The sequence below is a fragment of the Microcoleus vaginatus FACHB-2002 genome (assembly GCF_040004035.1).
Classification (GTDB): Bacteria; Cyanobacteriota; Cyanobacteriia; order Cyanobacteriales; family Microcoleaceae; genus Microcoleus; species Microcoleus vaginatus_C.
Genome location: NZ_JAMPLN010000040.1, coordinates 1 through 26,500, shown reverse-complemented (window position 1 = coordinate 26,500; position 26,500 = coordinate 1). Strand labels below are relative to the sequence as shown.

The 26,500-nt window shown below is 45.0% G+C and carries 25 protein-coding genes; 9 read left to right on the top strand and 16 right to left on the bottom strand.

Annotated features, from left to right (window positions below):
* The first annotated feature begins 137 nt into the window (after nucleotides 1-137).
* Both psbU and nadB read left to right on the top strand, forming a co-directional pair.
* Nucleotides 138-572 (top strand): photosystem II complex extrinsic protein PsbU, encoded by a 435-nt coding sequence (gene psbU, locus NDI35_RS24855; protein WP_445315047.1) that lies wholly within the window; start codon nucleotides 138-140, stop codon nucleotides 570-572.
* A 330-nt stretch (nucleotides 573-902) separates the two neighbouring features.
* Nucleotides 903-2,555 (top strand): L-aspartate oxidase, encoded by a 1,653-nt coding sequence (gene nadB, locus NDI35_RS24850; protein ID WP_445315046.1) that lies wholly within the window; start codon nucleotides 903-905, stop codon nucleotides 2,553-2,555.
* 21 nt (nucleotides 2,556-2,576) lie between these two features.
* Here nadB and NDI35_RS24845 read toward each other — a convergent pair whose 3' ends face one another.
* The 4 genes from NDI35_RS24845 to btpA all read right to left on the bottom strand — a co-directional run bounded on the left by NDI35_RS24845 (nucleotide 2,577) and on the right by btpA (nucleotide 8,057).
* A complete protein-coding gene (locus NDI35_RS24845) occupies nucleotides 2,577-2,837 on the bottom strand; it encodes a hypothetical protein (RefSeq protein WP_445315045.1) in 261 nt (86 codons plus the stop codon).
* A gap of 467 nt (nucleotides 2,838-3,304) precedes the next feature.
* Nucleotides 3,305-5,440: a CHASE2 domain-containing protein gene (locus tag NDI35_RS24840; RefSeq protein ID WP_445315044.1), complete on the bottom strand. Its 2,136-nt coding sequence runs from the start codon at nucleotides 5,438-5,440 to the stop codon at nucleotides 3,305-3,307.
* A 656-nt stretch (nucleotides 5,441-6,096) separates the two neighbouring features.
* The gene (locus tag NDI35_RS24835; protein ID WP_445315043.1) at nucleotides 6,097-7,020 is read right to left on the bottom strand and encodes a vitamin K epoxide reductase family protein; all 924 of its coding nucleotides are present in this window, start codon (nucleotides 7,018-7,020) and stop codon (nucleotides 6,097-6,099) included.
* A 149-nt stretch (nucleotides 7,021-7,169) separates the two neighbouring features.
* Nucleotides 7,170-8,057, bottom strand: coding sequence for a photosystem I biogenesis protein BtpA (gene btpA, locus NDI35_RS24830; RefSeq protein WP_333170510.1), 888 nt, complete (start codon nucleotides 8,055-8,057; stop codon nucleotides 7,170-7,172).
* Nucleotides 8,058-8,459: 402 nt separating this feature from the next.
* Between btpA and NDI35_RS24825 the strand changes: the two genes are divergently transcribed.
* Entirely contained in the window at nucleotides 8,460-9,446 is a 987-nt protein-coding gene (locus tag NDI35_RS24825) for a GDSL-type esterase/lipase family protein (RefSeq protein ID WP_445315042.1), read from the top strand.
* A 282-nt stretch (nucleotides 9,447-9,728) separates the two neighbouring features.
* Here NDI35_RS24825 and NDI35_RS24820 read toward each other — a convergent pair whose 3' ends face one another.
* From NDI35_RS24820 to def, 4 genes are all read right to left on the bottom strand, one after another.
* A complete protein-coding gene (locus NDI35_RS24820; protein ID WP_333041122.1) occupies nucleotides 9,729-10,781 on the bottom strand; it encodes a Gfo/Idh/MocA family oxidoreductase in 1,053 nt (350 codons plus the stop codon).
* A 677-nt stretch (nucleotides 10,782-11,458) separates the two neighbouring features.
* Nucleotides 11,459-12,796, bottom strand: a complete 1,338-nt coding sequence (locus NDI35_RS24815) for a PrsW family glutamic-type intramembrane protease (protein WP_445315041.1) — start codon at nucleotides 12,794-12,796, stop codon at nucleotides 11,459-11,461.
* A 177-nt stretch (nucleotides 12,797-12,973) separates the two neighbouring features.
* On the bottom strand, nucleotides 12,974-13,174 hold the full coding sequence (locus NDI35_RS24810) for a hypothetical protein (RefSeq protein ID WP_199292547.1): 201 nt from the start codon (nucleotides 13,172-13,174) through the stop codon (nucleotides 12,974-12,976).
* Nucleotides 13,174-13,734, bottom strand: coding sequence for a peptide deformylase (gene def / locus NDI35_RS24805; protein ID WP_190659061.1), 561 nt, complete (start codon nucleotides 13,732-13,734; stop codon nucleotides 13,174-13,176). Before def ends, NDI35_RS24810 begins: the two co-directional genes overlap by 1 nt.
* 101 nt (nucleotides 13,735-13,835) lie before the next feature.
* On the opposite strand from def, the gene NDI35_RS24800 reads away from it, so the two are divergent.
* Nucleotides 13,836-14,348: a DUF1648 domain-containing protein gene (locus tag NDI35_RS24800; protein WP_445315040.1), complete on the top strand. Its 513-nt coding sequence runs from the start codon at nucleotides 13,836-13,838 to the stop codon at nucleotides 14,346-14,348.
* A gap of 233 nt (nucleotides 14,349-14,581) precedes the next feature.
* Here the strand turns inward: NDI35_RS24800 and NDI35_RS24795 are convergent, their stop codons facing one another.
* Nucleotides 14,582-15,037, bottom strand: coding sequence for an aspartyl protease (locus NDI35_RS24795; RefSeq protein ID WP_445315039.1), 456 nt, complete (start codon nucleotides 15,035-15,037; stop codon nucleotides 14,582-14,584).
* A gap of 120 nt (nucleotides 15,038-15,157) precedes the next feature.
* Between NDI35_RS24795 and NDI35_RS24790 the strand changes: the two genes are divergently transcribed.
* Entirely contained in the window at nucleotides 15,158-16,450 is a 1,293-nt protein-coding gene (locus tag NDI35_RS24790) for a pentapeptide repeat-containing protein (protein WP_445315038.1), read from the top strand.
* A gap of 97 nt (nucleotides 16,451-16,547) precedes the next feature.
* On the top strand, nucleotides 16,548-16,703 hold the full coding sequence (locus NDI35_RS24785; protein ID WP_445315037.1) for a hypothetical protein: 156 nt from the start codon (nucleotides 16,548-16,550) through the stop codon (nucleotides 16,701-16,703).
* Between the two features lie 32 nt (nucleotides 16,704-16,735).
* Here the strand turns inward: NDI35_RS24785 and NDI35_RS24780 are convergent, their stop codons facing one another.
* Nucleotides 16,736-16,879 (bottom strand): hypothetical protein, encoded by a 144-nt coding sequence (locus NDI35_RS24780; protein ID WP_445315036.1) that lies wholly within the window; start codon nucleotides 16,877-16,879, stop codon nucleotides 16,736-16,738.
* Nucleotides 16,880-16,993: 114 nt separating this feature from the next.
* On the bottom strand, nucleotides 16,994-17,614 hold the full coding sequence (locus NDI35_RS24775) for a TenA family protein (RefSeq protein WP_445315035.1): 621 nt from the start codon (nucleotides 17,612-17,614) through the stop codon (nucleotides 16,994-16,996).
* A 55-nt stretch (nucleotides 17,615-17,669) separates the two neighbouring features.
* Here NDI35_RS24775 and NDI35_RS24770 point away from each other — a divergent pair, with 55 nt between their 5' ends.
* Nucleotides 17,670-19,613, top strand: a complete 1,944-nt coding sequence (locus NDI35_RS24770; RefSeq protein WP_445315034.1) for a glycosyltransferase family protein — start codon at nucleotides 17,670-17,672, stop codon at nucleotides 19,611-19,613.
* A 39-nt stretch (nucleotides 19,614-19,652) separates the two neighbouring features.
* Nucleotides 19,653-20,618: a glycosyltransferase family 2 protein gene (locus NDI35_RS24765; protein ID WP_445315033.1), complete on the top strand. Its 966-nt coding sequence runs from the start codon at nucleotides 19,653-19,655 to the stop codon at nucleotides 20,616-20,618.
* Between the two features lie 113 nt (nucleotides 20,619-20,731).
* On the opposite strand, the gene NDI35_RS24760 is transcribed toward NDI35_RS24765, so the two are convergent.
* The 3 genes from NDI35_RS24760 to NDI35_RS24750 form a co-directional block, all read right to left on the bottom strand.
* Nucleotides 20,732-21,871, bottom strand: coding sequence for a glycosyltransferase family 4 protein (locus tag NDI35_RS24760; RefSeq protein ID WP_445315032.1), 1,140 nt, complete (start codon nucleotides 21,869-21,871; stop codon nucleotides 20,732-20,734).
* 57 nt (nucleotides 21,872-21,928) lie between these two features.
* Entirely contained in the window at nucleotides 21,929-23,299 is a 1,371-nt protein-coding gene (locus NDI35_RS24755) for a condensation domain-containing protein (RefSeq protein WP_445315031.1), read from the bottom strand.
* 734 nt (nucleotides 23,300-24,033) lie between these two features.
* Nucleotides 24,034-24,195, bottom strand: a complete 162-nt coding sequence (locus NDI35_RS24750; RefSeq protein WP_445315030.1) for a hypothetical protein — start codon at nucleotides 24,193-24,195, stop codon at nucleotides 24,034-24,036.
* Between the two features lie 154 nt (nucleotides 24,196-24,349).
* Here NDI35_RS24750 and tnpC point away from each other — a divergent pair, with 154 nt between their 5' ends.
* Nucleotides 24,350-25,858 carry an IS66 family transposase gene (gene tnpC, locus NDI35_RS24745; RefSeq protein WP_445315029.1) on the top strand — a complete coding sequence of 503 codons (1,509 nt, stop codon included), beginning with the start codon at nucleotides 24,350-24,352 and terminating at the stop codon, nucleotides 25,856-25,858.
* Between the two features lie 16 nt (nucleotides 25,859-25,874).
* On the opposite strand, the gene NDI35_RS24740 is transcribed toward tnpC, so the two are convergent.
* Both NDI35_RS24740 and NDI35_RS24735 read right to left on the bottom strand, forming a co-directional pair.
* On the bottom strand, nucleotides 25,875-26,171 hold the full coding sequence (locus NDI35_RS24740) for a hypothetical protein (protein ID WP_445315028.1): 297 nt from the start codon (nucleotides 26,169-26,171) through the stop codon (nucleotides 25,875-25,877).
* Nucleotides 26,171-26,353 carry a hypothetical protein gene (locus NDI35_RS24735; RefSeq protein ID WP_445315027.1) on the bottom strand — a complete coding sequence of 61 codons (183 nt, stop codon included), beginning with the start codon at nucleotides 26,351-26,353 and terminating at the stop codon, nucleotides 26,171-26,173. Before NDI35_RS24735 ends, NDI35_RS24740 begins: the two co-directional genes overlap by 1 nt.
* Between the last annotated feature and the right edge of the window lie 147 nt (nucleotides 26,354-26,500).

The following is a 26,500-nucleotide window of genomic DNA, read 5'->3' as shown; positions in this document are numbered from 1 at the left end:
TATCGTCTGCGTTGTCAATACCAAAATGTAAAGTTTATAAAAGCCCTCTACCTATTGCGGATTTATCTGAAAAACTGCATAAGCAAAATGGTAGTCTCTACATAAATGCTGTGTATGAAATTGGGAGACAAAACTTCATGAAACGATTGGGTCGTCTATTGGCAGTATTGGGCTTAGTGCTGGGCTGCTTTGCATGGGCTGGAGACCAAAGCGCGATCGCGGCGTCATTAAGCCGTATCGTCTTGCCATCATCCTCGCTCCTAGCTGTTGAAGCTCCGGCTAGAACCAATCGCGCCGATGAGAAGCTTGCCACAGAATACGGCAAAAAACTTGATTTGAACAACAGCGCCGTCCGGGACTTTCGGGAATTTCGAGGGTTGTATCCCACTTTAGCTCGACTAATTATTAAGAATGCTCCTTACGAAAATGTTGAGGACGTACTCAATATTTCAGACTTGACGGAAGCTCAGAAAAAACTGCTGCAAGCTAACCTGGACAAATTCACCGTAACTGAGGTTGAATCAGTCTTTATTGAAGGAGACAACAGGTTGAATAATGGTCTGTACGACTAGGTAGCAGCGGGTCTCATTTGAACGCAGAAGTCATTGGGCAGAAGGCATTCGGCAGAAAGAAAAGATTTTTTTTCTATAGGCTGATGACTTCTGCCTTTAATTTCTGGAGACTTACTTTCAACCACCATTGGGCAAAAGCCTGCAAAAATTCCCTAGATTGAAATAAGCGGGTTCCCCAGGATTCCTCTCTAGACTCAATTCTTTAATCTAAAATCTAAAATATAAGCTCGATCGACTGACATTAGTTCAAGTCCCCAGATTCCTCTCTAGACTCAATTCTAAAATCTAAAATCTAAAATCTAAAATCTAAAATTGACTGGCGGCAGACTTATGACTGACAAATTTGACGTATTGGTAATAGGTGCTGGCGCGGCGGGTTTGTACACAGCACTTTGCCTGCCAGAGCATTTGCAGGTGGGCTTGATCAATAAAAATACCCTACCTGTTTCTGCTAGCGATTGGGCTCAAGGAGGGATTGCGGCAGCGATCGCCCCTGAAGATTCCGCAGCACTGCACGTTCAGGATACACTGGCTGCGGGAGCTGGTCTTTGCGATTTGGATGCGGTGAAATTTTTAGTAGAGGAAGCTTCCGCCTGCATTGACTCCCTAGTGAAAATGGGCGTTGCATTCGATCGCACCGGCCCAGATTTAGCCCTCACCCTAGAAGCCGCCCACTCCCGCCGCCGAGTTCTCCACGCCGCCGACACTACGGGCAAAGCCGTGATCAGTACGCTGACAGCAAAAGTATTGAGCCGCAAAAACATTCAACTCGTATCTCCTGCCTTTGCTTTAAGTCTGTGGTTAGACGAAACCGGGCGCTGTCAGGGGATTAGCTCGATTTGCGGCTCACAAGTCAAGTGGCTGCGGGCCCAAGCCGTAGTGCTGGCGACAGGCGGCGGCGGACAGGTTTTTGCTCAAACGACCAATCCGTCGGTAAGTACCGGGGACGGGGTGGCAATTGCGTGGCGCGCCGGGGCGCTGCTGCGAGACTTAGAATTTGTGCAGTTTCACCCGACGGCGCTGAGCACAGCGGGCGCGCCTCGGTTTCTCATTAGCGAAGCGGTGCGGGGAGAAGGAGCTCATTTGGTTGACAGTAAGGGATATCGCTTTGCTTTTGACTCTCACCCCAGCGGGGAACTCGCCCCTAGGGATGTTGTCAGCCGCGCAATTTTCCGCCACTTACAGAAGACGGGGGAACCTCATGTTTGGCTGGATTTGCGCCCGATTGCGGTCGATCGACTGCGCTACAGGTTTCCGAATATTATTCAAGTGTGCGCTGATTGGGGAATTGATATTTTTTCCGAACCGGTGCCGGTGACGCCCGCCGCCCATTACTGGATGGGAGGAATTGTCGCTGATAAGTTTAACCAAACTTCGATTCCGGGTTTGTACGCGGTGGGAGAAACTGCGAGCACGGGGGTACACGGCGCTAATCGGTTGGCGAGCAATTCGCTGCTGGAATGTCTAGTTTTTGGGGCGCAGATGGGACTTTTGCAGCTAGAAGCTGGAAGGCCCGATGCCTTCGCCGATCAGTTCGAGGCGGGGGAAATCTTGGAAAAATCGATTTCTGAAAAGGACATTGAGGCGATCGAAAAGTTGCGGGTCGAATTGCCGAATTTGGTGTGGCAGAGTGCGGGAATTTGCCGGGGACAGCGGGATTTGGAAAGTGCGATCGTCCAACTTGAGATTTGGCGGCAAGAATTTGCTTCGTTGCCTTTGAGTCAAACGCTTGATAATTTACGGCCCGGACAAATTATTGATTTTTCCCCTGCTGAGGCGGAAAATAGCTCGATTTTGCGAAATTGGGGAGAAGTGGGGAATTTATTGGATATCGGCTATTTAATTGTCAAAAGTGCTGCGTTTCGCACCGAAAGTCGCGGCGGTCATTACCGAGTGGACTATCCCCTCACCGATCCGGATTGGTGCAGCCATACTTTAATTAACCAATCCAATTGGTACAAATCTCCGCGAATAGAAGATTGAAAACTTATTGAAAATTGGGGGTCAGCGCGTTCCCGTACCGTCACTTTCGGGGCTCCCGTTCGGGGGTGGTTCGTATTCTTGGGGATTTCCAAACCTAGAGGTTTGGGTAACTGTCCAAACTCTGGGGGCCGAGGGCGTCGGACTCTTGCCCGTGCTACGGGCTTTTGTGAAATTGCTAGTTGAGTTGCTGGCAAGTCGAGCCGCATTTGCGGTGCCGACTATATTCACTTGCAGGCAAGCCGCCAGGGTTGCCGTTGTTGTGAGCTGAATCAAAGTACGCATAGTATTCACAGCCTTATTCCAATCACCGCAATAGATCCACGTCTGTACCACCTATTATATCTATCAATTTCCGTATTTCCACGGATATCTTTACATTTACTTTAATTAACTTTCATAAGTTTACATAAACTTTTTTACATTAAGGCTTTTTGGCGATTTGAATTTGGTTTCACGTTGTGATTTATTTTAATATTTTGTAACATTGAGAGAAGACGGCAAGTTGCTCTCATAAGTTTTATATTTGGTTAAGTATATCTAATGGCAGATGACAGATTAGAGTATTCTAAATTACATGATTTTAGATTTGATATTTCACTACTTTGGACATTTTTTTCAACGGTTTCAAAAAGCTTATAGGGCTTACAGTTTAAGCATCTAGCTATTTTTTTAAGTTAGCTGCACAGGCTTATCAAGAAGGGGGGTAGGGACTTTACCTACAGTTGCATTAAGTTTTTAACTCCTCTTAATTAATAAAAGTGATATTGATTTTTCCCGCTTTCCTTAGCACGATACATTGCAACATCGGCATTCTTAACCAACATCTCTGGCTCTTGACCGTCAATGGGATATAAACTAATGCCAATACTTGTAGTTACAGAAACTGTATGTTCTTCTAAAATAAAAGGCTGCATGATGGCGTCGCAAATTTTTTCCGCTACTTTCGCAGCTTCCTCGCGCCCTGGAATTGCGGGCAAAATGACTGTGAACTCGTCGCCGCCCAGCCGCGAGATAGTATCGCTGCCGCGCAGGCATTTTTTGAGCCGACTGGCAACTGTTTTTAAGAGTAAATCACCCACATTGTGTCCGAGGGTGTCGTTGATTGATTTAAATCCATCTAAATCTAAAAACAGTAAAGCTACCAATTCCTGAGTGCTGGAGGCTATTTCTAGAGACTTATGCAAGCATTCGTAGAACATTTGGCGGTTGGGCAAACCGGTAAGAGCATCGTGATAAGCTTGGTGGCTGAGTTCAGCATTTTTTTGTTCTAGGGCATTTGCCCGAAGTTGGCGCTCGGTAATATCTCTGATTGCTCCGACTAAAAATAGGTTGCCTGCAGCATCTTTATGTAGGGATCTTTTAGTCGCAATCAGATGCGTAATTCCGTGAGCGTCAGTAAAATATTCTTCATTTTCTCGCGGCTGGTGAGTTTGAAATACTAATTCGTTTTGCTGCCAAAATATCTCGGCTTCGGCTTGGGGAAATAACTCGTAATCGGTTCGGCAAGTTAAAATTTCTAAAGGATAGCCAATAAACCGACAATATGCCTGATTCAAAACTACGCAGCGGTGATTTCGATCTTTGACAAAAATGGGGTCGGGAATTGTATCGATTAGCGATTGTAAAAATTCTTTAGACCGTTTTAATTCTTCTTGCAAGTGAGCCAGATAACCCACAACTGCGACACCAGAACCCACAAGACTGAGGATTGGAGGAATTAACGGTAGCCACCAACCTGTTAAGAATACTAAGTATAAAGTGGCACTGAGACCTAGACAGATACTTAATAAACAGTAAGCCGATCGACCAAGCGATCGCAAATTCCAACTCACATTTGCTCCGGCCCAAGACCAAAGTAAAATCCACAGCAACTCCGCAGCCTCTGGCCAGACATTGATACCCCCGCGCCCGTCGAGGGCTGCACTCAAAATTTGGCTCAAGAAATGAGCCTGAAGCTCGACTCCCGGTATTTGCTGGGGAGGACTAAACCAACCTGAACTGTAAGAATTTTGGTAAAAGTCTCTGAGGCTGGGGGCACTTGAGCCGATCAAGACAACGCGCGATCGTACAAAATCAGCAGGTACTGTGCCAGAGAGCACATCGCTCATCGATGCAGTGCGGAAACTGCCTCGCGGGCCGCGCAGGTTGGTCAAAATTTGATAGCCGCGGCTGTCCGATCGAACGTAAGCACCGTCATTCGGTTGAAAAGGCCGAAAAACCCCCTTGTCTAACTGCAAGTATTTAGGATTGACTCTTGCTCGTTGAGGGGAAATTCCTTCGCTTTTGAGGTAAAGCAAAGCCAGTCTGAGTGCGAAACTTTGATGAGTTTTGCCGTCTCCGGGCCAAGCATAGAGCAAAGTTCGCCGCACTTTTGAGTCAGCGTCGATGACAACATTGTTGAAACCAATTTGATCGAGCTTGTCAAGTACCGGAGGCGGGCGAACTCCGATCCTGGTTTCGTCTGGCATCAACTCAATGCCGATTAAGTTGGGAATAGTTTTAAAAGTTTTCAGCAATTCGGCGTTACCCGGTTGAGTTGGCAAATCTCGGTAAACGTCGAGGCCGATCGCCCGCGGCTTGCCAGCGTGCAATTTTTGCAGCAATTGGGCCAATACAGCATCGGAAATTGGGTAGCCGTATTTTTGTAAGTCAGCTTCTTTAATTTCTATAATGACGATGCGCGAGTCAATTGGTTCGGCCGGCCGCCAGCGCACAAACTGGTCGAAAGCAGCCCATTCCCACACCTGAAAACATCCGAACCAGCGCATTACAATGACCGTACTAGCAACGGCACTCGCAGTAATCAATACTCGGCGTTCTCGTTCGACCCATTTTTTGATAGTTTTTAGCATATTTTGGGGATTTGGGCCTCGCCCTTTGAGCATCTAAACTACTACTACGTATAGGTTTTACATCTCCAGGGCGATCGGCTTAGTCGATTTTAGATTTTAGATTTTAGATTTTAGATTATCCAATTTTTTGATTTTTCGGTGCGGGCGAGTCGATTTTAGATTTTAGATTTTAGATTTTAGATTTTAGATTATCCAATTTTTTGGTTTTTCGGTGCGGGCGAGTCGATTTTAGATTTTAGATTTTAGATTATCCAATTTTTTGGTTTTTCGGTGCGATCGGGCTGCAACAGCAGAAACCGGGTTTCGCAACCAAAATATGTCATTTCAACAATAATTCTGGAAGCAGAAACCCGGTTTCTTGCATTTTTATGTAAAAATTTTAGTAGTTATTCACCGATATAAATAAGCTGTTGCGGGATTTAAATTGTATGTCAAAAAATAATCAAACAATGAGTGGGGTGTCCCGCCCGCCCAGAATATGCAATTTCAATGCGCGACAGCTTACTAGAAACCCACAACTTGTTTTAATTTTTTTCGTTTTTACTAATTTTTACTATGTTTTTATTGATTATAGATGCCAAATTTTAGAGTGATTTCGCAGCACTAGCCAAGGGTCAACTAAGTTAAAAACCAGGATATTTCCTGCCCATCAATCTAAAATCTGTCATCTATAATCTCCAACTTTCCTGTCAGTCTTGAAAGTTGCGCGGGCCGGTGTAACCTGATAAATCAGCGAGTTTATCCAAAGATTGTGTCCCCGCATAAAACTTACCATTAATCTCCCAAGTCGGGAAACCTTTAACATTCGCAGCAGCAGCTTGGCAAATTTCAGCGCGGGAATTTTGCCCCCTGGGATCGCATTCAAAATAATCAATTATTTTGGCTGCTTCTTTGCCGAACAGCATTTTTTGGTCGTGGCAGTGGGGACACCAATAAGCGCCGTACTCTTTAGCGCCTATTTGTCGGAGGTGGCGGGCCAAAGCAATTTGTGCCGGGCCGGAGGTTGTAGTGACGGCAGGAGGTACAATTCCGGGGGTAGAGACAGTAGGAGGAGGTGAGTTGACGCTGTTATAAAGTCCCAAGGCGCCGATCGAACTCACCATTGCCACTAAAATGCCTGTAAACACCAACTGTCCGATATCTTCCCACTCGCGCCCGACTAGCACCAGCACAAACAGCGACAGCGAAAATAAGGCAGAAGTGATGCAGTAAATGCACAGTTCCTGAATTTCAAAAGCCATCAAATACATCAAATAGCTGCTGAAAATTACCATCGCAGCGGTGATGATAAATAGCGCTTGCCAAGTGTTTTTTTCTAGTTGAGAGTGCAGTCCTTTATTGGTGTCGGGATTTACAGTTTTAGGAGCCCATGCCAGGATTGCTATGCTCAGGTAAGCCAGACAGCCTAACAAACTTAAAGGCACGGTGCCAAAGACTGTAGCGTAGGGACTGTTGAGAACTTTGTCGCAGCCGCTGGTGGGACAAATGACCGAGCCATTCGTGAATTTAGCGATCGTGAGATAGGCCGTTTCTACGACGCCTATGGCTGCGATCGCTGCCATCACAGTCCTAGACCAGCGATGAATCCAAGGGGTTGAACGTCGGCGAATCATTTTTTGATTTGGTAATTTGGGAATTTGGAATTGTTGACTGTTGACTGTTGACTGTTGACTGTTAACTAATGACTGTTAATTGTTCACTAATGACTGATGACTGATAACTGATGACTACTGACTACTGCCAACAGTCAACAATTCCCATTTTACGTTTTACTTGTGAGTTTGCCCGGTTCCGGTGTGGGCCCTCTTGAGCCATTAGCGTCTCTGTTTTCCTGTTCGCGCTCTTTCTGTGACAAGCTGCGGCGGGCGGCTTCTACAAACTGACTGACGCGGATCGGATCGATGGGCTGCTCGATGCGGCCGTTTCGTTTCAGGGAACTCGATACGATTACGCCGTCAGCGGCCTGCATGAGGGTGGAAATGTTTTCCCACGAGGCGCCGCTGCCGATGAAAACTGGAATTCCCGCCGCTGCTGCACTCGCGAGTTCTAAGTCTTCGAGATTGGGAGGGCTACCAGTTGTCCAGCCGGAAAGGATTACGGCGTCGGCTAAAGCGCGCCCGATTGTCTCTTGGACGGCTGTGGTCAAGTTGGGGCTGCCTAGGGGTCGCCCGTGCTTGACTAACACGTCTGCTAATATTTTGACATCGCTGCCCAATTCCCGGCGGTAGCGCAGTAGCTGGTGAGCTTGGCCTTCAATTAAGCCTTGGTCTGTAGCCATGATGCCGTTGAGGACGTTGACGCGGATGAATTGAGCTCCTGTGCAGGAGGCGATGGCGATCGCGCTGTGGGCGTCGTTTCGCAGCACGTTAACGCCGATCGGCAGCGTCACGAGATTTGTTAGCCTCTCAACTACCAGAGTCATGGCACTTACCACCGCCGGATCTACGCTGTCTTTAGCAAAAGGAGCGTCGAAAAAGTTCTCAACTATGATACCGTTTGCGCCACCAGAAGCCAGCGCTGTAGCCTCTTGCTCGGCTCTTCCGATAATAGCTTTGAGGTTTCCGCCCCAGCGGGGAGAAGTTGGCAAAGGCTGTAAATGTACGACACCGATTATGGGATTCGGCGTTTTGAATATTTGTTTTAAGTCCACGGATTTTCCTGAAACCACCAAGTTCACTGACTGCTGACGGCGGATGAGTCACGGTATATTCTAGAATTCTATATCCACGGGGGCGATTCGGTTGACTTAATCGGGTCGCCAAGTTGCTCAAACCCCGCAGCCATAACAGTTTAGATTTTAGATTTGAGATTTTACAAGAACGACCTACTTACTACACTCCCAGAGGGATACTTGCTTCAAGACAGGAGTCCTCGAAAGCAAAAAAAGTTTAGATTTTAGGGAGATTTCCCAGATTCATCTGTGGAGTCAATGCTTTAATCTTTAATCTAAAATCTACTGACTACAATCGGGGTTGAGAGCTTGACTGCTGTTGCATTCTTTTTTATACCTTGGTGTCGGCAGGGGTTTATCCTTCTCTCTCGAGGTTAAGTGGTGAAAGTTGTTCTCATAATTTTGGCTGTCACCGCAGGATTGGGGGCGGCAATCGAAGTGCTGCTGCGGGTGCTGCTGGGTTTTGGTAATCCTTTGATTTACATTGCCGATGCCGAGTGCGGCTATTTGTTGGCGCCCAACCAGAAGGTGCGCCGCTTGGGCAACCGGATTGAGATTAACGAGTATTCGATGCGTAGCGGAGCGATCGCCCCGATACCCCCTCCAGAAACTCTGCGCGTCTTGCTGTTGGGAGATTCTGTCGCCAACGGCGGTTGGTGGACACATCAGACAGATACGATCTCGGAAATTATGACTCGGAATTTGAGACTGCAAGTACAGAATCTGGCGAGCGATGCACAATTAGGTTCACAAGTCAACTATTCAAATTTTGAAGTTCTCAACGCCTCAGCCAATTCTTGGGGGCCGAGGAATCAACTTGCTTACGCCAAGCGGTTCGGTGTTTTTGGGGCAAAGGCTGTGGTTTTGCTGCTCAATACGGACGATTTGTTTGCATCGGCTCCTTGTGATCTGGTTGTGGGGCGCGATCGATCTTACCCAGATCGCAAACCCCGATCGGCTACCTTAGAGTTATTGAGCCGCTACCTACTACCGGCAGTGCCGACTCCCCAATTGGCAGCACCCGCAGCCACAAGTAGCGATGTAGTAGGCTCCAACTTAGAAGCTATTCGCCAAATCCAGAAAATAGCTGTATCCGCCAACGTCGAGTTTTTGCTAGCCGTCACGCCGAAGCGGGGCGAACTCGGCGGCCGGGGCCCTCGCGACTGGGAAGTCAAAGCTAGAGCGCGTCTCGCCGAACTCGTAGAAACAGAGAAAATTACTTACATAGATTTTCTTCCCATTTTCAATTGTGCGGCCGAATTTCCAACTTTGTATCGAGACAGCATTCACCTGAGCCCTCAAGGAAATCAGCTAGTTAGCAAAACCATCAGTCGTCAAATAGTCGCTCTTTTTTGGCATAAATCGTGACTTCACCTAAAGACGGATACTTGCCCACGACTCCTGTTGTCGAGGGCAAAAAAGTTTAAACCTTAGTTCAAGCCCCCACATTCATCTGCAGAGTCAATCTAAGATCTAAAATCGTTCGACTCAGCGCAACTCGACGCTCGCACTCGCCGAACTTCTCACGCCGAATTGTCCAATCTCAAATCGACTGATATCGAATCCGGTTGCATGGGAACAGTTACCGTCTTCAACGAACAACAAACCCAAACTGTAAAAGCACCCGGAAACGACAGGATTTGTCTCGATTTAGCTAACTTGCAAAGTAGACTCTAGCTCTTTCGGATACCAAGCTTGACCGTCGAGAGCCATTTGCTCGATCACACTCGCAAGCCGCAGAGCTTTGAGAGCTTGTTCTCCTCCCACAGAAGGCTGATTTCCACCCCGCACGCAATTAATAAAATGCTCCAATTCTGCGTGGAGCGGTTCAATATTGCTGGTGTAAACTTTCTCGATCAACCCATCTTGACGGTATAGCACCTGACCGTAATCCGTCACGTAATTGGCGGTTGTTTGTCGGTGAATCAAGATTTCGTTGTTGAGAAAATCTGCCTCTGTCAGAGAATTCTTGCAGTGAGCCACGATTGAACGGAGTTTGCGGTGCGTCACCTTACTGGCAGTCAAGGTGGCCACAATGCCGTTAGCAAAGTTCAACGTCGCTGTCACGTAGTCTAAATAACCTGAATCTGAGGCCCTGCTGCCGCTGGCGGTCAGCTTCACCACTTGGGAATCTGCCAATTCCAAAAGCAAGTCGATGTCGTGGATCATTAAATCCAAAACTACCGATACGTCGTTAGCCCGCTGGGAATAGGGACTCATCCGGTGAGCTTCCAATGCCAGTAACTCTTCAGTTTTCAGCACTTTGCCGAGTTCCTGAAAAGCTGGATTGAAGCGCTCGATGTGACCCACTTGTAAAATCCGGTGGGCCTCAGCAGCCGCGTTGACCAAAGATTCGGCTTCGGCAATGCTAGCCGCGATCGGCTTTTCAATTAAAACGTGAACACCCGCTTGGAGACAAGACATCCCCACAGGGTGATGCAGGCGAGTTGGAACGGCGACGCAAACTGCATCTACGTGGGCGAGCAAATCTCGGTAGTCTTCAAAGAAGCGAACCCGGTATTTGCTTGCTACATCTATTCCCCGCTCTACATTTATGTCTGCAACACCCACGAGTTCGATATCTTTTAGCAAGCTCAGAACTCGCGTGTGATGCTGGCCCATATTGCCAACCCCAATCACCCCAATGCGGAGGGGTTCGGGTTGACTTCGCTGGGCGAAAACGTTTGCGTATCCCAATGACATCCTATCTAGCACTCCTGGATTCTCCTCCACCACCACAGGAATCAAGCCCCTTGGCTTCCCTCAGCTACTCACAGCCATCCAGATAGTACCACAGTCAAACTATTTGTGAAGAATTTCTAAGTTCAGTTGCGATTATCGCATCAGGCCATTAAGCAGTAGTTACTCATACACAAGGGCAGAATACAGGGGTACAATGTCTGGAAATTACCTATTGACAAAACTTATTAAGTATGAATATAGCTTGGGACGATCGTCTGCAGCATCGCAACCACACAAACCCGTCGGAATATTTGGCGATTACGATAAAACATTTTTCTAGTTTGTGTTCAAAAGTAATAGTGAAAGTCATAAATTATACAAATACAACAGATTACGCATCCGTATTAGTTCGGTTATTTAGATTCTGCAATCTTTGAATTCAAAAAAATTACACCCTAGTGGATACCGCACCCGAACCAGTTGCCGAGCCTCTCACCGCAGGAGGGACAGCTTTCGCATTGGCAGGTTTAAGCTGTCGCGCATTTAAATTGTATATTTAGGGCGGGCGGGACACCCCACAAGACTTTAATTTTTTTTGACCTAATACAATTTAAAGGCAGAAAAGCTTAACCTTGTTAAAACAAAAAAAAATGGCAGTTTGAAGTGCCCTGGCATCTCAACAATTAAGCACTCAGAAGTCACTTTTCCAAGAATATTCGAGTTGCAAAATTTTGCTCTCGATTGGGAGACAGAACTCTGGCTTTCAAAATCGCGGCTACCAAAAACGCATAGGACAAAACTCCCACCAACGCCAGCAAAAGTACGCTGGCGGCTCCCGACGCATTCCACAAAGCGTGAAGTGCCGAAGCACTGAAATAGCCTACGCCCAAAATTTGCCAGCGCTTCCTAGGTTTGAGGGCGCTCAAACCGATAAAATATCCCAAATAGCCGCTGTAAGCCATGTGTCCGGCGGCGGAACCCAAAATGCGGGGAATTAGCAACTGCAATCCTACTAATTGTCCGGCTTCCGGCCCTGCTTGCAGGGTGACATTTTGGATGACATTGGGAACGTACTGTCCCAGAGTTTCTAACAGTGTAAAGCCGACTGCCGAAGCGCTTCCTAACAGAATTCCGTCTAAAGGTTCCCAAACACCGATGCGATCGCGCCACGGATTTTTCAGCCAATTTCCCAGCAGCATCGCTCCCAAAACGGGCAGGGCTTTCAGCAATTCTTCCATTAGACCCGCCCCGAAAAACATTCTGGTCAAAAAAGGCAAAAAACTGATTGTTTCGCCTTCGGTTGGCAGGCGGCCGGGCAAAATTTCTCTAAATACGAATATAAATCCCATCAATAAGGGGCTGATCACAATCAGGACTGTAGCTAAAGCCGAACCAAGCAATACCCACCAAGGCTTGTGTTTGCCGCATAGTTGATAGATAAAGTAGTAAGCCGCACCGGCGAGGTAAGCTGACAGCAGCAAGTTGAATGCTGCGGAATTTCCAACCGCGACAAACATCGACACGACAACAATAACTGTGGCAATACCTGGATATAAGTAAGCTTTTTGGCTTAATTGTTTGCCAGTGGAGGCGATCGGGAATAATTGAGTTAAAGTGAGAGCATCTTTTTCGCTACCAGCAAAATTGCCCGTTTGTGGTGCTCTTAATCCGGGTTGATTTTGGTAAGAGGTTACGGGAGATTCAAATATAAATTCAGGGCCATCAAGGCCGAGACTGATGCGATCGCCTGTTTCTAAAGTTTGGCAGCCAGAGAGCTTTTTTCCGTTGATATAAGTTCCGTTAGCGCTGTTGAGGTCGCAAATTTCCCATCTCGTCAAAGTACCCTGGGTTAGGGGACGGATCGTGGCGTGGCGACGGGAAACCATGCCGTGACCGATCGACTCTAAAGCTATTTGACAATTGCGATCGCGTCCGATGAGCAATTCCCCTTCTTCAGAAAGTTGGTACTTGGACGCTGGGGTTCCCGCAGCATCTTTGGCTGGCACTTGTAGCAGAAATCCGATTTCATTAGTCATGAGTTATAAGTCATTAGTCATTAGTCATTAGTCATTGGTCATGAGCTCGCGAGCTGTTAGCTGATGTTATTTTTGAGCAGTCTTTATTCCACAGTTATTGGTTGTTAGCTGCTGACTAATTACTAATTACTAATTACTAATAACTGCTGACTAATGACTAATGACTAATCACTCTGCTTATAGATTGGCCCTGGCATCCTGAACGGCTGCATAGAAAAATATGCCAGTTAGCGGTACGCTCAGGGCGAGGATGATGCCCGTGACTAAATTACCAAGTTGAGCTTCTCCCGATGACAGCTCAAAGATGGAGCCGACTGCCGCGATCGCAGTGATGCACGAAAGAGCTAAGAGTAAACCACTTTTCGGAGTTCCTGCCATCATACTGATTTTACTGCCTTTGGGGAAAATTTATGCTTGACTAATGCTTCATTTAGTGCCAGCTTGTTTTCTACTCTGTCTACAAACAGAACTCCGTTGAGGTGATCCATTTCGTGCTGAATTGCCCTCGACAGTAACTCTGTTGCTATCAGGGTTTGTGGGCGGCCGTATTCGTCGCGGTAGGATACTTCAATTACTTCTGGGCGTTTGACTTCTAAATAAACTCCCGGAATGCTCAAACACCCTTCTTGCAAGATGCAGATATCGCCGCTGCTACTTTTGATGGTGGGGTTAATCAAAACAATTGGGGGTGTGGCGGGGTTTTCCGGGTCACAGTCGAGGACAATTACTTGTTTGTGGACTCCGACTTGGGGGGCTGCCAAACCGATACCGTCGGCACTGTACATGGTTTGGAGCATTTCTCTGACTAGCTGCCGAATTTCTGCATCGACGCTTTTGACGCGCTTGGCTGGCTGCCGCAGGACGCGATCGCCTAATGTGTGTATTGTTAGGGGCGGTTTTTCTAACTTTTTCTTTTCAATCAAGACCTGAGCCGTCATAGAACCTCGCGGGATGTTTGGAAACCCCCAACTAAAGCTGTTGGGGAATGAAATTGGAACCAATACTATTATTTTCAATATTAATCTAATTTTAAGTAGCCATGACTGGAAACGCACCAAACCAACGGCCGGTTATTTCTCTGGGGCTTTCGCCTGTTTTAGTGGTGGTAGAGCTTTTAGGTGCGATCGCGATTTTGCTGGCTGTTTTGCTCATCGTCAAGTTTTGGGCGGTTTTGCCCGATCGAATTCCGATTCATTTCGGCTTGGGGGGGCTGGCTGATGCTTGGGGCGACAAGGTGACGATTTGGATCGTGCCGGCGGTTGCTGCCATTATTTTTGCCGTTTTAACTGCGGTTTCGCGCTATCCGCATACTTTTAATTATCCGGTACGGATTACTTCTGAGAACGCTCGCCGGCAATATCTGTTGGGGCGAGGCCTTTTGGCTTGGCTGAAGGCGGAGATTTGCTGGCTGTTGGCGTTTGTGGTGCGGCAGCAAATTCTTGTCGCTTTGGGCAATGCTCAAAGGTTTAGTGTGGAGTTAGTTTTGGGGATCATTGTTTTGATATTTGGGACGGTTGGCGTGTATTTGCTCAAGGCTTATTCTGCTCGCTAGATGTAGGGCAAAAAACTTACATATACCCAAAAAGAAAGTTTTTTGGTATGATATTTTTAACTGGAGGTAATATTATTCTACATAAAAATAAAGTTGTTGGTATTGAGGGCTAAAGTCATATAAATTTTATGAGGAGTTTAGTCCTCAGTCCAAACTTTTTTGATGGCGGGTAATTGAGGGGACAGAATAGTAATCACAAGCAAGATGTTGGTGCTACGGTAAATGCCGATCGACTAACCCCTCAGATAGGTTTGCTGATTGTTCATCGGCAATACTCGCAACTGTCGATTTTTCAAATCTGGTTCTAAGCCTAGTTCTTCCATTGGAATCACGCCCAACAAAACAGCAGAAACGCCTTCGGGTAATTCTAAACAATCAAATCTGCCCTCTCTCCCCTCTACAATAATTTGAGCGTCTGCAAAAATTCTACCTTTTTTGATGCCAGCCGATGTTTCTACATCTCTTTCTCCTACTTGTTTTAAACCTAGTTGGCTAATAATAGGAGCTGGCAAGGAAAGTAGTGTAGCTCCGGTATCGACAACAACGTTATCGAGGGTAACAGAGCGAACTTCCTCAGCACCAATGAATCCCCGTTCAGCCATAACTAGATCGATGCGATTGGTGACGGTGATTGTCGTGATTACTTGACCCATTTGTTTTTCTTGTAGATTGGGGAGTACCAGGGTCATAATATGTTACCTCTTTGAGTGTAATTAGTGGATGTTTCTATTGTAATGCTATCTAGAATCCTGCGAAAGTTAGTTAAAATCGTTTTAATGACCAGCCACAGTTAGAATTTGCCTCAACGCATGACACCAGACAACAACTCTTCTCAACCCAATCGCCCTGAATCTAACGTGACTGTAGAAAGTCTCAACGGTGCGAACCCTAATGTGCCACCAGAATCAGGGATAATCGTCGCTACTGCTGAACCGGAAAAACCGCTGCAGCCGCCTCCAACTCGCAAGGTTATATTGCCGCCGCACCAGGAACAAACGACTCCTGAGAAGTCGGGGTCAGTGCTGACGCTGGGGTTGATCGCAGCGATGATTTTTGGGCTGGCCAATGACAACATTTGGCTGGGCTTAATTGGCGCCGTCGGTGCGATCGCCATATCGCTGCGGCTGATGTGGCCGAGTTGGGGCAAAATCTGGGCGCAGGTAATTCCGCCGACTTGGCGCACCCTGATCGTTGCCTGCTTCGGGCTTTTAGCTGGGATTGTTGGCTTGCTGATGCTCAGCGGTACTAATACTGAACCGGGAAGCCGCAACATCCAAATCAACTGGGAGGCCATCGGAGCTCTCGGCGAGTTGATCGGCGCTTTGGGCCAAATTTTGATCGCAATTTTGGGCGTTTATGTAGCTTGGCGGCAGTACGTGATCTCGAAAGATTTGACGATTCAGCAAAACAGAATTACGCAGCAGCAAACGATCGATGCTTATTTTCAAGGGGTTTCCGACTTAGCCCTTGACGAACAAGGGTTTTTGGAAGACTGGCCGCAGGAAAGGGCGATCGCAGAAGGCCGCACCGCTGCGATTATGAGCAGTGTAGATGCTGAAGGTAAAGCTAAAATTCTGCGGTTTTTGTCGCAGTCGAGATTGGTTACTCCGCTAAAGCGCGATCGGCTTTTAGGCCGCCCCATCCTTGACGGTGACGGCGGCTATGCTGAAGATAGAGATCACGGTATCCGCGTTATAGATCTCAATGTCATGTTAGCTGGTGCTGACCTGGCTGGCACCGATTTGCGGTGGACGGATTTGAGCGAAGCCAACCTCGTCCGCGCCAATCTCAGCAAATGCGATTTAGTGAAAGCCAACCTCTCGCGCGCTGTCTTGTACGACGCCAATCTCGCTCGCGCCGACATGAGAGCCGCCGCATTATTCTACGGCTCGGCACAAACTGCATCCCCCCGCAGCCGTACCGAATTTCCCAACTATCAAACGGGTGAACATACCGGCGCTGTGGTTGAACGTGCTGATTTCACCGCTGTCAAGCGGCTGTCGGACGAGCAACGCTATTACTGCTGCGCTTGGTGCGGATCGAAGTCGAGAGAGACTATTCCCGGTGGCTGCGAAGGGATTCCCAATAAACTCGGACGTTAAAATTAGTAGTACCGCTTTACTTACGTATATATTTGGCGATCGCTCGGCAGCGGACTATACTTTAATTTTAAATCTACAGTCTTGCGCTGTTTTAGCCATGACAAATACTGATTTAGGGCTAGAAGTAATTCCGCGCCCGGAGCGATCCAAAAGCAGGGACGGGTTAATTTTTGTAATTGCTATGTGGTTGCTGAGCCGATCGATAATGGCGATCGGGATGCAGGTAATTCCTCATTTAGTCTGTAAGAAATAGCCCGTGTATGGGATTGCAGCATCGAGGTTTTGTCAGTGGCTGACTCCCCAAAAGCGGCTGGGAACTGTTTTCGCATTAGGACGGTAAATAGTAGTATTGGCTGCATTACTGCTGTAAATAGCTGTTAAATTTACTGCGTGTAGGTAGCTTAAGATAGTTTTCCATATTTCTTGCACAAACTGAATTTACTCTATAGCAATCCTCGCATCATTTGTAAATTTCTTACTTTCTCCCGGCGGGTTCGGGCAGGGTTGGGTGGGGTAAAAAAATTACGACTCCTGCAAGGATTCTTATATTTCCCAAGCTGCCTGAAAAAAGTCTCTTTCGCACAGCATAGCGTAGCGATAGGTTGCTTCTACTTCTGGCCCAGCTTCGGCGTAGCGATCGACCAAACTTTCCAGCCGTTTTGCTAAAATCTCAAAATCCGGGCTGCTATAGGTGGAAATCCACTCGCTAAAGGCGTGTTCCGGTATATTAGGTTTAGCTAGCTGCTGTCCCAAAAAAGCATACAACCGCAAGCAAGGAGTCATCGCGGCTGCTGTCAAACCTACACCACTTCCCCAGGCTGTCGCTAATAAAAAATCTGTGTAGCGGCGGGTAGCGATTCCCGGTTTTGCCTCTTGCAAGTTTACCCCCCATTTTGCTGCATATCCTTGATGCAAACGAAGTTCTTCTAAAACGCCACTACTGAGATTGTGGAGGATTTCAAACCCCTCCCAGTCGGGTGCTTTTGCGGCCGCGATACTATAAGCGCGAGCGAAGGCTCCCAGAAAAAATGCGTCTTGTGCAACGTAATATGCAAAACTATTTTGGGGGAGGCTGCCGTCAGCAATGCCTCTGACAAAGGAATGTTGCAGACAAGCTTCGCTTAAGTCTTGATTTGCTTGCCAAAGATAATTGGAGGTTTTCATGCGATTTTTAATCTATCGGTTAAGATTGTAATTTTTAAAGTCCCGCTAAACATCTATGATAACAGATATATTTGGCTTGATTCCATTGGTGGCTCTGGGGCTTTTGTTTCTCATATTTGAGAAAAGAGATAATTGTTGGCGCAGCGCTATTTTGTCCGCAGCAATTGTTTGGGGAGTTATTGTTGCTTTATCTACTGAAATTTTAAGTTTATTTAGGTTGCTGACTTTTGAGTGGGTGTTGGCGCTGTGGTTGTTAGCAAATATTTTGGGCCTGATGGTTTATCTAAAATTTAAAAGTGTCAAGCCGATTTTTGAGAACAATCAAGACGAGAAATTTCCTAGTGTCTTAGCGGGATTGTTAGGCGGTGTATTGTTTATTTTTGCTGCGGTTGGTTTAATTGCTGTAGTTGCACCGCCTAACAATTGGGATTCGATGACTTATCACATGAGCCGGGTTGCTCACTGGATGCAAAACCGCAGTGTCGAGCATTATCCTACTTCTTACGTGCCGCAGTTGTATCACCCGCCGGGGGCTGAGTTTGCGATTATGCACTTTCAGATTTTAAGCGGGGGCGATCGCTATGCTAATTTGGTACAGTGGTTGAGTATGGTGGGCAGCGCGATCGCAGTTTCTTTAATTGCTAAGCAACTGGGCGCTAATTTGCGCGGTCAAGTTTTTGCTGCTGTTTTTGCTGCGACTTTGCCGATGGGTATCCTCCAAGGTTCTAGCACTCAAAACGATTATGCTGTATGTTTCTGGGTAGTGTGTTTTGTTTGCTGCGGTTTAGCAGGACTCTGGGCGGGGATCACGGGGTTTAATACTTTCAAAATCGGTGCGAGTTTAGGTCTTGCTCTCTTGACAAAAACGACAGCTTATATATTTTGTTTGCCTTTTATTGTTTGGTTTATTGTAGGAGGAATTAAAGGGTTTCGGGGAAAGATGCTGCTACCTATTTTGATAATAGGCGCTGTCACTTTTGTTTTGAATGTCGGTCACTTTTGGCGAAATTACGATTTGTTCGGTTATGCGATCGGAGCGCCTCAAGATTTTACTAAAGAATATAAAATAGAAGTATTTACGCTGCCAACTTTCCTGTCAAATGTAATTAGAAATTTAGGTATGCAAGCGGGTACGAGGATTTCCCGCATTAACGGTGCGATCGTGGGAGTGATTAACATCCTGCACAGAATATTGGGCGTAGCGACAAACGACCCCCGCATCACTTGGCCTCCCGGACAAGTATTTGCGATCGCCACACCCTCATTTAATGAAAACACAGCTACAAATCCCATTCACTTTTGGCTGATATTTGCCGCCGGCGCACTTATCTTTAAGACCCCAACGTTGAGAAAAACAAAAATAGTAATAACTTATTTAAGTGCTCTAATAACTACATTTTTACTGCTGTGTTTTCTGCTCAAATTACAGCCTTGGCACGGTCGCCACCACCTCTCAATATTTGTATTATTTTCGCCAATATTTGGATTAGCCGTATCGCAATTATCAAATCATAAAATAGCCAATTATTTGGCTGCAATTCTGATTTTCATGTCGCTCCCTTGGATTTTTCACAACCAATTTAGACCTTTTCTGGGAGATGGTAACATTTTTAATAGCAGCAGACACGAGCTTTACTTTGCAAGCCGACCGAAAATCGAGGTTGCTTACAATACAGCAGTAGATTTTGTTAAATCTCAAAACTGCACGAATATAGGACTGTCATTTTGGGCTAAAAATGTCTGGGAATATCCCTTGTGGGTAATGTTTCCAAAGCCGGGAAAACCAGCACCCCGCATCGAACATATTTCTACTATCAATCCAGTTGTCAAGCAAAAACTCAACTCGGAACCTTACAAAAGTTTTATCCCTTGTGCGATAATTTACTCTGCTACAAAAAATGACGGCAGACAAGGAAAAGAGATGGTTGTCAAAAATCAAACTTACGTACAAAAATGGTCGATGGAGCCGCTGAGCGTGTTTGGAAAAAAAATTTTTTGATGTTACATTTTAAAACCAGATTTACAAATAGAAACTGCAATGAACGAGACACCTAAGTATTCTTTGGTAATTCCTATCTATAACGAAGAAGAAAATCTCGCTGAATTGTATCGGCGAATTAGTGCCGTGATGGAACGGCTGGACGGCCCAGTTGAATTAATTTTAATCAATGATGGTAGCCGAGATCGCTCTCTCGAACTTTTGCGAAAATTGCACGAACAAGACTCGCGAATTAGTTATCTCAGTTTTGCCCGCAATTTCGGCCACCAAATAGCTGTAACTGCTGGTTTAAACTTTTCTACTGGTCAAGTTGTAGTCATCATGGACGGCGATTTGCAAGACCCGCCAGAGCTAATTATAGATATGGTAGAACAGTGGCGGCAGGGCTATCAAGTTGTTTACGCTCAGCGCACTCAACGCCGTCAAGAAGGTTGGTTTAAGCGGTTGCCTGCTTATATGTATTATCGCATTTTGCGGAATCTTGCTGATGTTGATATTCCCATAGATACCGGAGATTTTTGTTTGATGGATAGGTGTGTGGTGGACGTGCTCAATGCTATGCCTGAACGCAACCGCTACATTCGGGGATTGCGCGCTTGGATTGGTTTTAAACAAACGGCGGTTAAGTTTGAACGTGATCCGCGCTTTGCAGGCGAGGTTAAGTATACCTTCAGAAAATCTTTGAGTTTAGCGATGAATGGTTTAGTATCTTTTTCAAAGGTTCCTTTGCAACTGTCGATTTATTTGGGTTTATTTTCGGCTTTCGTGTCTGTTTTGATGGCTTTTTTGGTTTTGTATTGGCGTCTTTTCTCTCCGGGTTCGGCATTAACTGGTTTGACAATTGTGATTATGGCGGTTTTCTTTTTGGGTGCGGTGCAGTTGGTTAGTATTGGGATTTTGGGCCAGTATATAGGGCGGATTTACGAGGAGGTGAAGGGCCGGCCACTTTATACGCTGGCAGAAGTGGCGGGTTTCGATCCATTTCGTCAAAAAAATGATAAATAAACAGGACTTTTTTACTCTCTTGACGGCTTAAAGATAGCGGTTGTATGGTGCGTGTGCTGCATCACCTGAACCCTGGACCAGCTTCAAAATGCAGGTTCTTGATTCATTATTTTCTACTTAATTTCAGCGGATATAAATTCCTGATGCCATTGTTGAGCGACTCTATTCCAGCCAAATGAATCTTTAAGAGCTAATGCTTCCTGTCTTAAAGATTCTTGTTTTTCAGGAGTTTTTAGCAAGTCTATCACTGCTGCAATAAAAGCATTATTAGTTTCCTCATCGCCAGCAGGCCCCTTAATTCTGATACCTGATTTCACAGTTTCATCTAAACCTGCATAAGTTGTCACCACCGGAACACAACCAGCAGCTTGCGCTTTCCAAGCACTAATACAGAAAATTTCTGCCGCAGTATGACAAGGATAAACCCAGATGCCTGATTTGAATAATTCTTCCACTAATTCCTTATGTCCAATTCTGCCATGTTCATAGACATTTTTCTGAGCGAAAAGTTGTAAAAGTCGTTCCTTTTTCTCTGGTAATTTTGGAAATCTATCAAGATAAGGTGAATTAATTAAAGCATCAACTCCTTGCCATCCATAAAAAATATGCAATTCAACATCTGGCACTTCTTTGAGAACTTGATCCCATTGAGTCAGTAAATTTTCAATGCCTCTTGTATAATCACTAATCGAGATTAGTCTCTTGGGATTTCTACCAATTCCTGTTAAGTTGAAATCTTCGAGATTAATCCCATTGGTTGTTAAAAAAATCTTGTCTTCAGGAATCCAGTCTGGCAGCAGAGATTTATGAAAATTTGACAACATAAAAAGTTTGTCAAAACTTGCCAGAAATTCTAAACGCTGAGACTCTTCTAGAGGAGGAAATAATTGCGGGTTGTCGTGCATCCACACCGCAGTTTTTCTGGCTTTCACTTTCATTAGCATAGGTTGTGTCCAAGCCCGATGAAAGATTAAGACATTAAAGTTATCTTGGGGATTAAATTTATCAACAGACTGATAAAGTACTCCATTATATTCCCCTTCCATATCACCGCATCGATTAAAAACAGTAACCGCGTAGCCTAACTTAACGAATTCTTGACTTAAGTAAATGATCGCTTCCTCGCTTCCGCCAATACCTTGAGTCACAGATAAAGGAGACCAATCTTCTACATGAAAAGGAAATTTGGAATAAATTACAATTGAGTTATGATCCCAGTTCATATTATTGGAGTTTGACAAAATTTTTGACATAAATATTGTATACTAAACTTATATCTTTGTCAAATAAATTTACAAAATCAAGAGTCTTTAATTTTGTGTCACTGACTCACACAACATTGTTAACGTCGAATTTTGATTGATACACACTTTTTCTATGACTGTCATCACATCATCAGCAAATAACTGTGCTGTTCGATCGCTTATTACAGGTTGGACATAAATAACATTGCAAAATAACTGCTCATTTAGCGTGAGAACACCTAACCAAAAACAATCACCACTAATATGTTGAGGAGTAGCAAAGTATAATTCCTTAACCTTTAGCTTATCGGCTTGATGTCGAAATTGAAATTTGCCTCTATTGGAAATTGAAAAAAGATTATTTCTTCCCAGAGTATCTTCTTTACTCACCATAGACTTAATCACGATTTCCTTCATGGTATCCATGTCAAGATTACGTAATTTACCTTGTAGTAGTCTAGTTATATGGACACCGCTAATTAAAGAATCATGTATTCGGGACTTACATTCTCTAGCTAAATCCCAAAAAGATGTCTTTGGCTCAATTAACTGATTAAAACCCAGCGCAGATATAAAACAACCTAGATTTTGGCCTGTGATTTCAGGTTCACAATATTTTCTCAAATCTACAGGTAAACCATAGGAGAAATTTACGTGTCTATCTATTGATAGTAATTTACCCGCAGCAAATAGCATTGCGGCACACATAGCACCATGCACAGTTGTTTTTTCTTGTTTGCATTTATCAATTAGTGTCTTAGTCTTTTCTTGACTAAGCATTCGCGGTAGCATCCGAGTCAAACGTTCATTGGCAGATGCTTGATGTTCAATAATTAATTGTGGTGGTAGACTTGGTTGTTCATTTACGAGTTGATGATTTTCCTTTGGGTTTTGACTGGGAATATTATAATTAACTATAGTTTCTATGGGAGGAATAAATTCTAGGGATTCAACTTGAGATATATTCTTTGCTTCATTAATTTGCTGATAATAAAATAAGAGATCATCAATAAACCGCATACATGATATGCCATCTACAATTCCATGATGAAAGGTAATAATAATTTCACAGCTATCTTGATGTTTATGAGAATACAAAAGAGTTAGGCGACACAGAGGATTATTGCCTGGTGTGAATTTTATATGTAGTTCTTTTTCAGCAATTTTAATTGCTTCATTTTCATCTTGTTTGTATATAACTTCTACCGGAATTTCCGTTATTCCTGTCGATTGAAAATATAATCCCTCCTCAGACTCAACAATGTAAACTTGGAGCATGGGATGACGATGTTGGACTAATTTAAGAGCGTGTTGAACAAGCTCTGCTGTTAAAATTCCTTCCAGATAGACAACATTTACAATTAGTCCACCTCCCACCTCATGGCCTAGCGCCATCCACATTTCTACCAAGCCAAGTTTTCTGCTGAAAAATTTCATTTTAATTTTCTCTGATTTCAAATTTTATCTACATTTATGCAATTGCTCAATTATCCAAAATTGAGTTGTTTGTAAGTTAGTTTTTTTATCAACGGCAGGTTATTTAATTATGATCCCTGATTTCACAGTTTCATTTGTGTAACTCACTCAAGACTTCGGACAGTTTTTGATTGTCAACGGCATAATTAGGGTTTGAGCCAAGTCACGACTCAGGAAAAATCAACGATTCCAGCCATTTTACCCCCAAGTGTCAGAACTATTGTAACTGACTCATCTGGGAGGGGGCATCTCAATGAAAGCAGCCAAGCCCAAAATTGGAGTTAGGAGCCAGGAGCCAGGAGTCAGGAGGAAAGAGGAAGAAGAAGTGTTTTTACAAATATGAGATACTCCCTTTGAGAGTGTGACAAAGAGGCATAGGAACTAGACGTACTCAGGGTTACAGCTTCTATAGCCTGTTGAGAAAAGCAAAGTTTATTTGGAGTTATGTTCATTAACTCTTGCACATCTACTAAATAGTGAGCCAGATAATTGACCCACTGCTCTCCATCTCAACCAACGCCAAAGGTACTCCGTATGCGATATTTTTTTCTCTGTTCTTTAGGCGATATACATATTTTTGCACCTGCATTTTATGAACTTTAGTGCCTTAAAATACAGCACAAATTTAGGCGATGGTCATTAACAAAATTATTTTAATGAGTCGCTCTCCCCTTAAGCTAGTTCCTTCACGCATTTTAACCTCCTGTGTTAGCATATTGGAACCTTTCTTCAATTCCGATCCGCTGCTTGTAAGCATCGATATCTAGTGGCAAGGAGCGTAAATCTGTGAGAATAAACTTTCGCGTCTTTAAATTTCCATCCCTGATAGTTGCGTTTGCATTTACAGGCAATATCATACCCTGCTACTGGTGTGGTTTTTCTGTAACTGCTCACCGCAACAAAGTTGCGGTATTGCAAAAGAAGGTATTTGAGTATCTTAAAATTCAAATAGGAAGTAAGCCTAACAACAAGTTGAGCCAGAGGCGGAGAAAATAGAGTATAGTAGCTTCTATGCTCAAAACAGCCACATCGACAAGCCAACCAGTAGAAATAGCCATGGCAGTAGAGAAAATGGCGCATACTGTGCTGTCTTTGGGAGAATGGCTACTCAAGCAACAGCAGCAGCTTAAACAGCAACAACGAAAACTGGAAGAAAAACAGCAGCTTATAGAAGAGCAACAACAACAGATTGAACAGTTACAAGAAGCCTTAGACAAGCTAAAAAACCGCACCTCATCAAACAGTTCCATCCCTCCATCAGCAGACCAACTCAAAAAGCCCAGCGACAAAAGCAAGCGAAAAAAAGGAAAAAAACGTGGCCCTAAATATGACCACCCTGGAAAGACCCGCAATGGATTTGGTAAGCCTGACCGAATCATCGAGCTAGAAATAGAAACTTGTCCGGTGTGTCAGGCAGCAGTGGAGCCAGTCACAGCAGCACAAAAGAAAGTGCAACAAGTAGCAGAGTTGATAGAGCAACCCGTAGAAATCAGAGAATACCGCCGCGGGCGATGTCACTGTAACGATTGTGGCTGGTCAGGATACTCTCCATTACCAGCGGGAGTAATAGAAGGATTTAGCTACGGGGGCAGATTGTGTAGCGTAGTCGGTTGGCTGGGGTATGGGGGTAACTTGCCTTGGCGAAAACAAGAATATTTCGTGGAACACGTCTTGGGAGTACCCATCTCACAAGGTAGTTTAGCCAAAATGCAGCGCTATTTTCAAGAAAGCTTGCAGCCAATTAATCAGCAATGGCTTAATTACGTCCAACAACCAGGGGTGCGTTGTGTGGATGAAACCACTTACTGTATTGATGGTATCAAGTATTGGTTATGGGTAGCCACCAGCGACCAAGTATGCGTACTACTATTGGCTCCGACCCGCAGTAGTGCTGAACTCAAGCAGTTATTGGGAGAAGACTTTGGCGGTATTCTTAGTAGTGATTGTTTTAGTGCTTACAACCCACAGTCTGCAGCCGCCAAACAGAAGTGTTTGACCCATCTGGAACGGGACTTGAGGGCGATCGAGCTCAGTCGGTTTGAAGGTAATCGTTTCTTGGCTGGGGCAGTCGGTGAGATTTTAACCACTGCCAGAACCCTTTATCGGGACTATCAAACCGGTCAATTGAGTCGCGAAGCGATGGCGACACAACGTCTTGTACTGGAAGCCAAATTGCTTGCTGTCTTGACTAATCCACCTGTTAAGGGTTGGCCGGCCGATGCCCAACGATTGGCCAATCGCATCAAGCGTCATTGGAAAGAGTGGTTCACTTTTTTAGATTATCCAGAAGTGAAACCGGATAACAATGATGCCGAAAGAGCTTTGCGTCCAGTGGTGGTGCATCGTAAGGTCACTGGTGGCGCTCGTAGCGATTGGGGCGCTCAGTTGGTAGCTCAAATGTTGAGCTTTCTCGAAACTGTCCGCTTGCAAGGTGGAGAAGCGATTGCTCAACTTTATCAGTTGCTTTGTTTGGCTGGTCGCAGTCCACCCGGTTTACAGCTCAACTGCACTTTTTGTTAATTTCACCAGGCGTGATTCAACTTATTTTCATCAAGCCTATATTTGAGCTGCGAAAAATATAGGCTCTCTTCCCCATACCGCAACTTTGTTGCGGTGAGCAGTTACGCTGAATGTTGTTAATTGCCTCAGTCAGAGCTTTTGCTTGTACTTCAGGCTCAATCAGATTTTGATTTTTGCGAAACTCTTCTAAAGTCCCCTCAACTTGAGCAACATTCTTACTAACCTTTGGTAATTGTTCATTAATGAAGGCAAGACCTTTAGTTAAACGTAGTCTCTGCTGTTCTCGGTTGTAATCCAGATAAACCCGTTGCATTACTTGTAGAACTTTTTGGTTTGAGTCGGATCATTAGCCGTATAAGTTGCTTCAAAAATCTTAGTCTCGTCTGATCCCTTCCCAGCCGCCACTTGAGTGACGGTTAAGGATTTTTTAATCTTCTCTACATCGAGTTCTGGATACTCAGGACTAAGCAATTCCACTGCCCTTTGGAGGAGCATAGGGCCTTGCATCAGACTAAGCTGAGTAGCATTGTATAGTCATTTCAAATAAATGTGAGACAAATGCAAGATGATGTAAAATCAAGAAAAATTGTTAACTCGGAGCCGAAAAATGGCATACAGTCTAGATTTGAGAAAAAGAGTAGT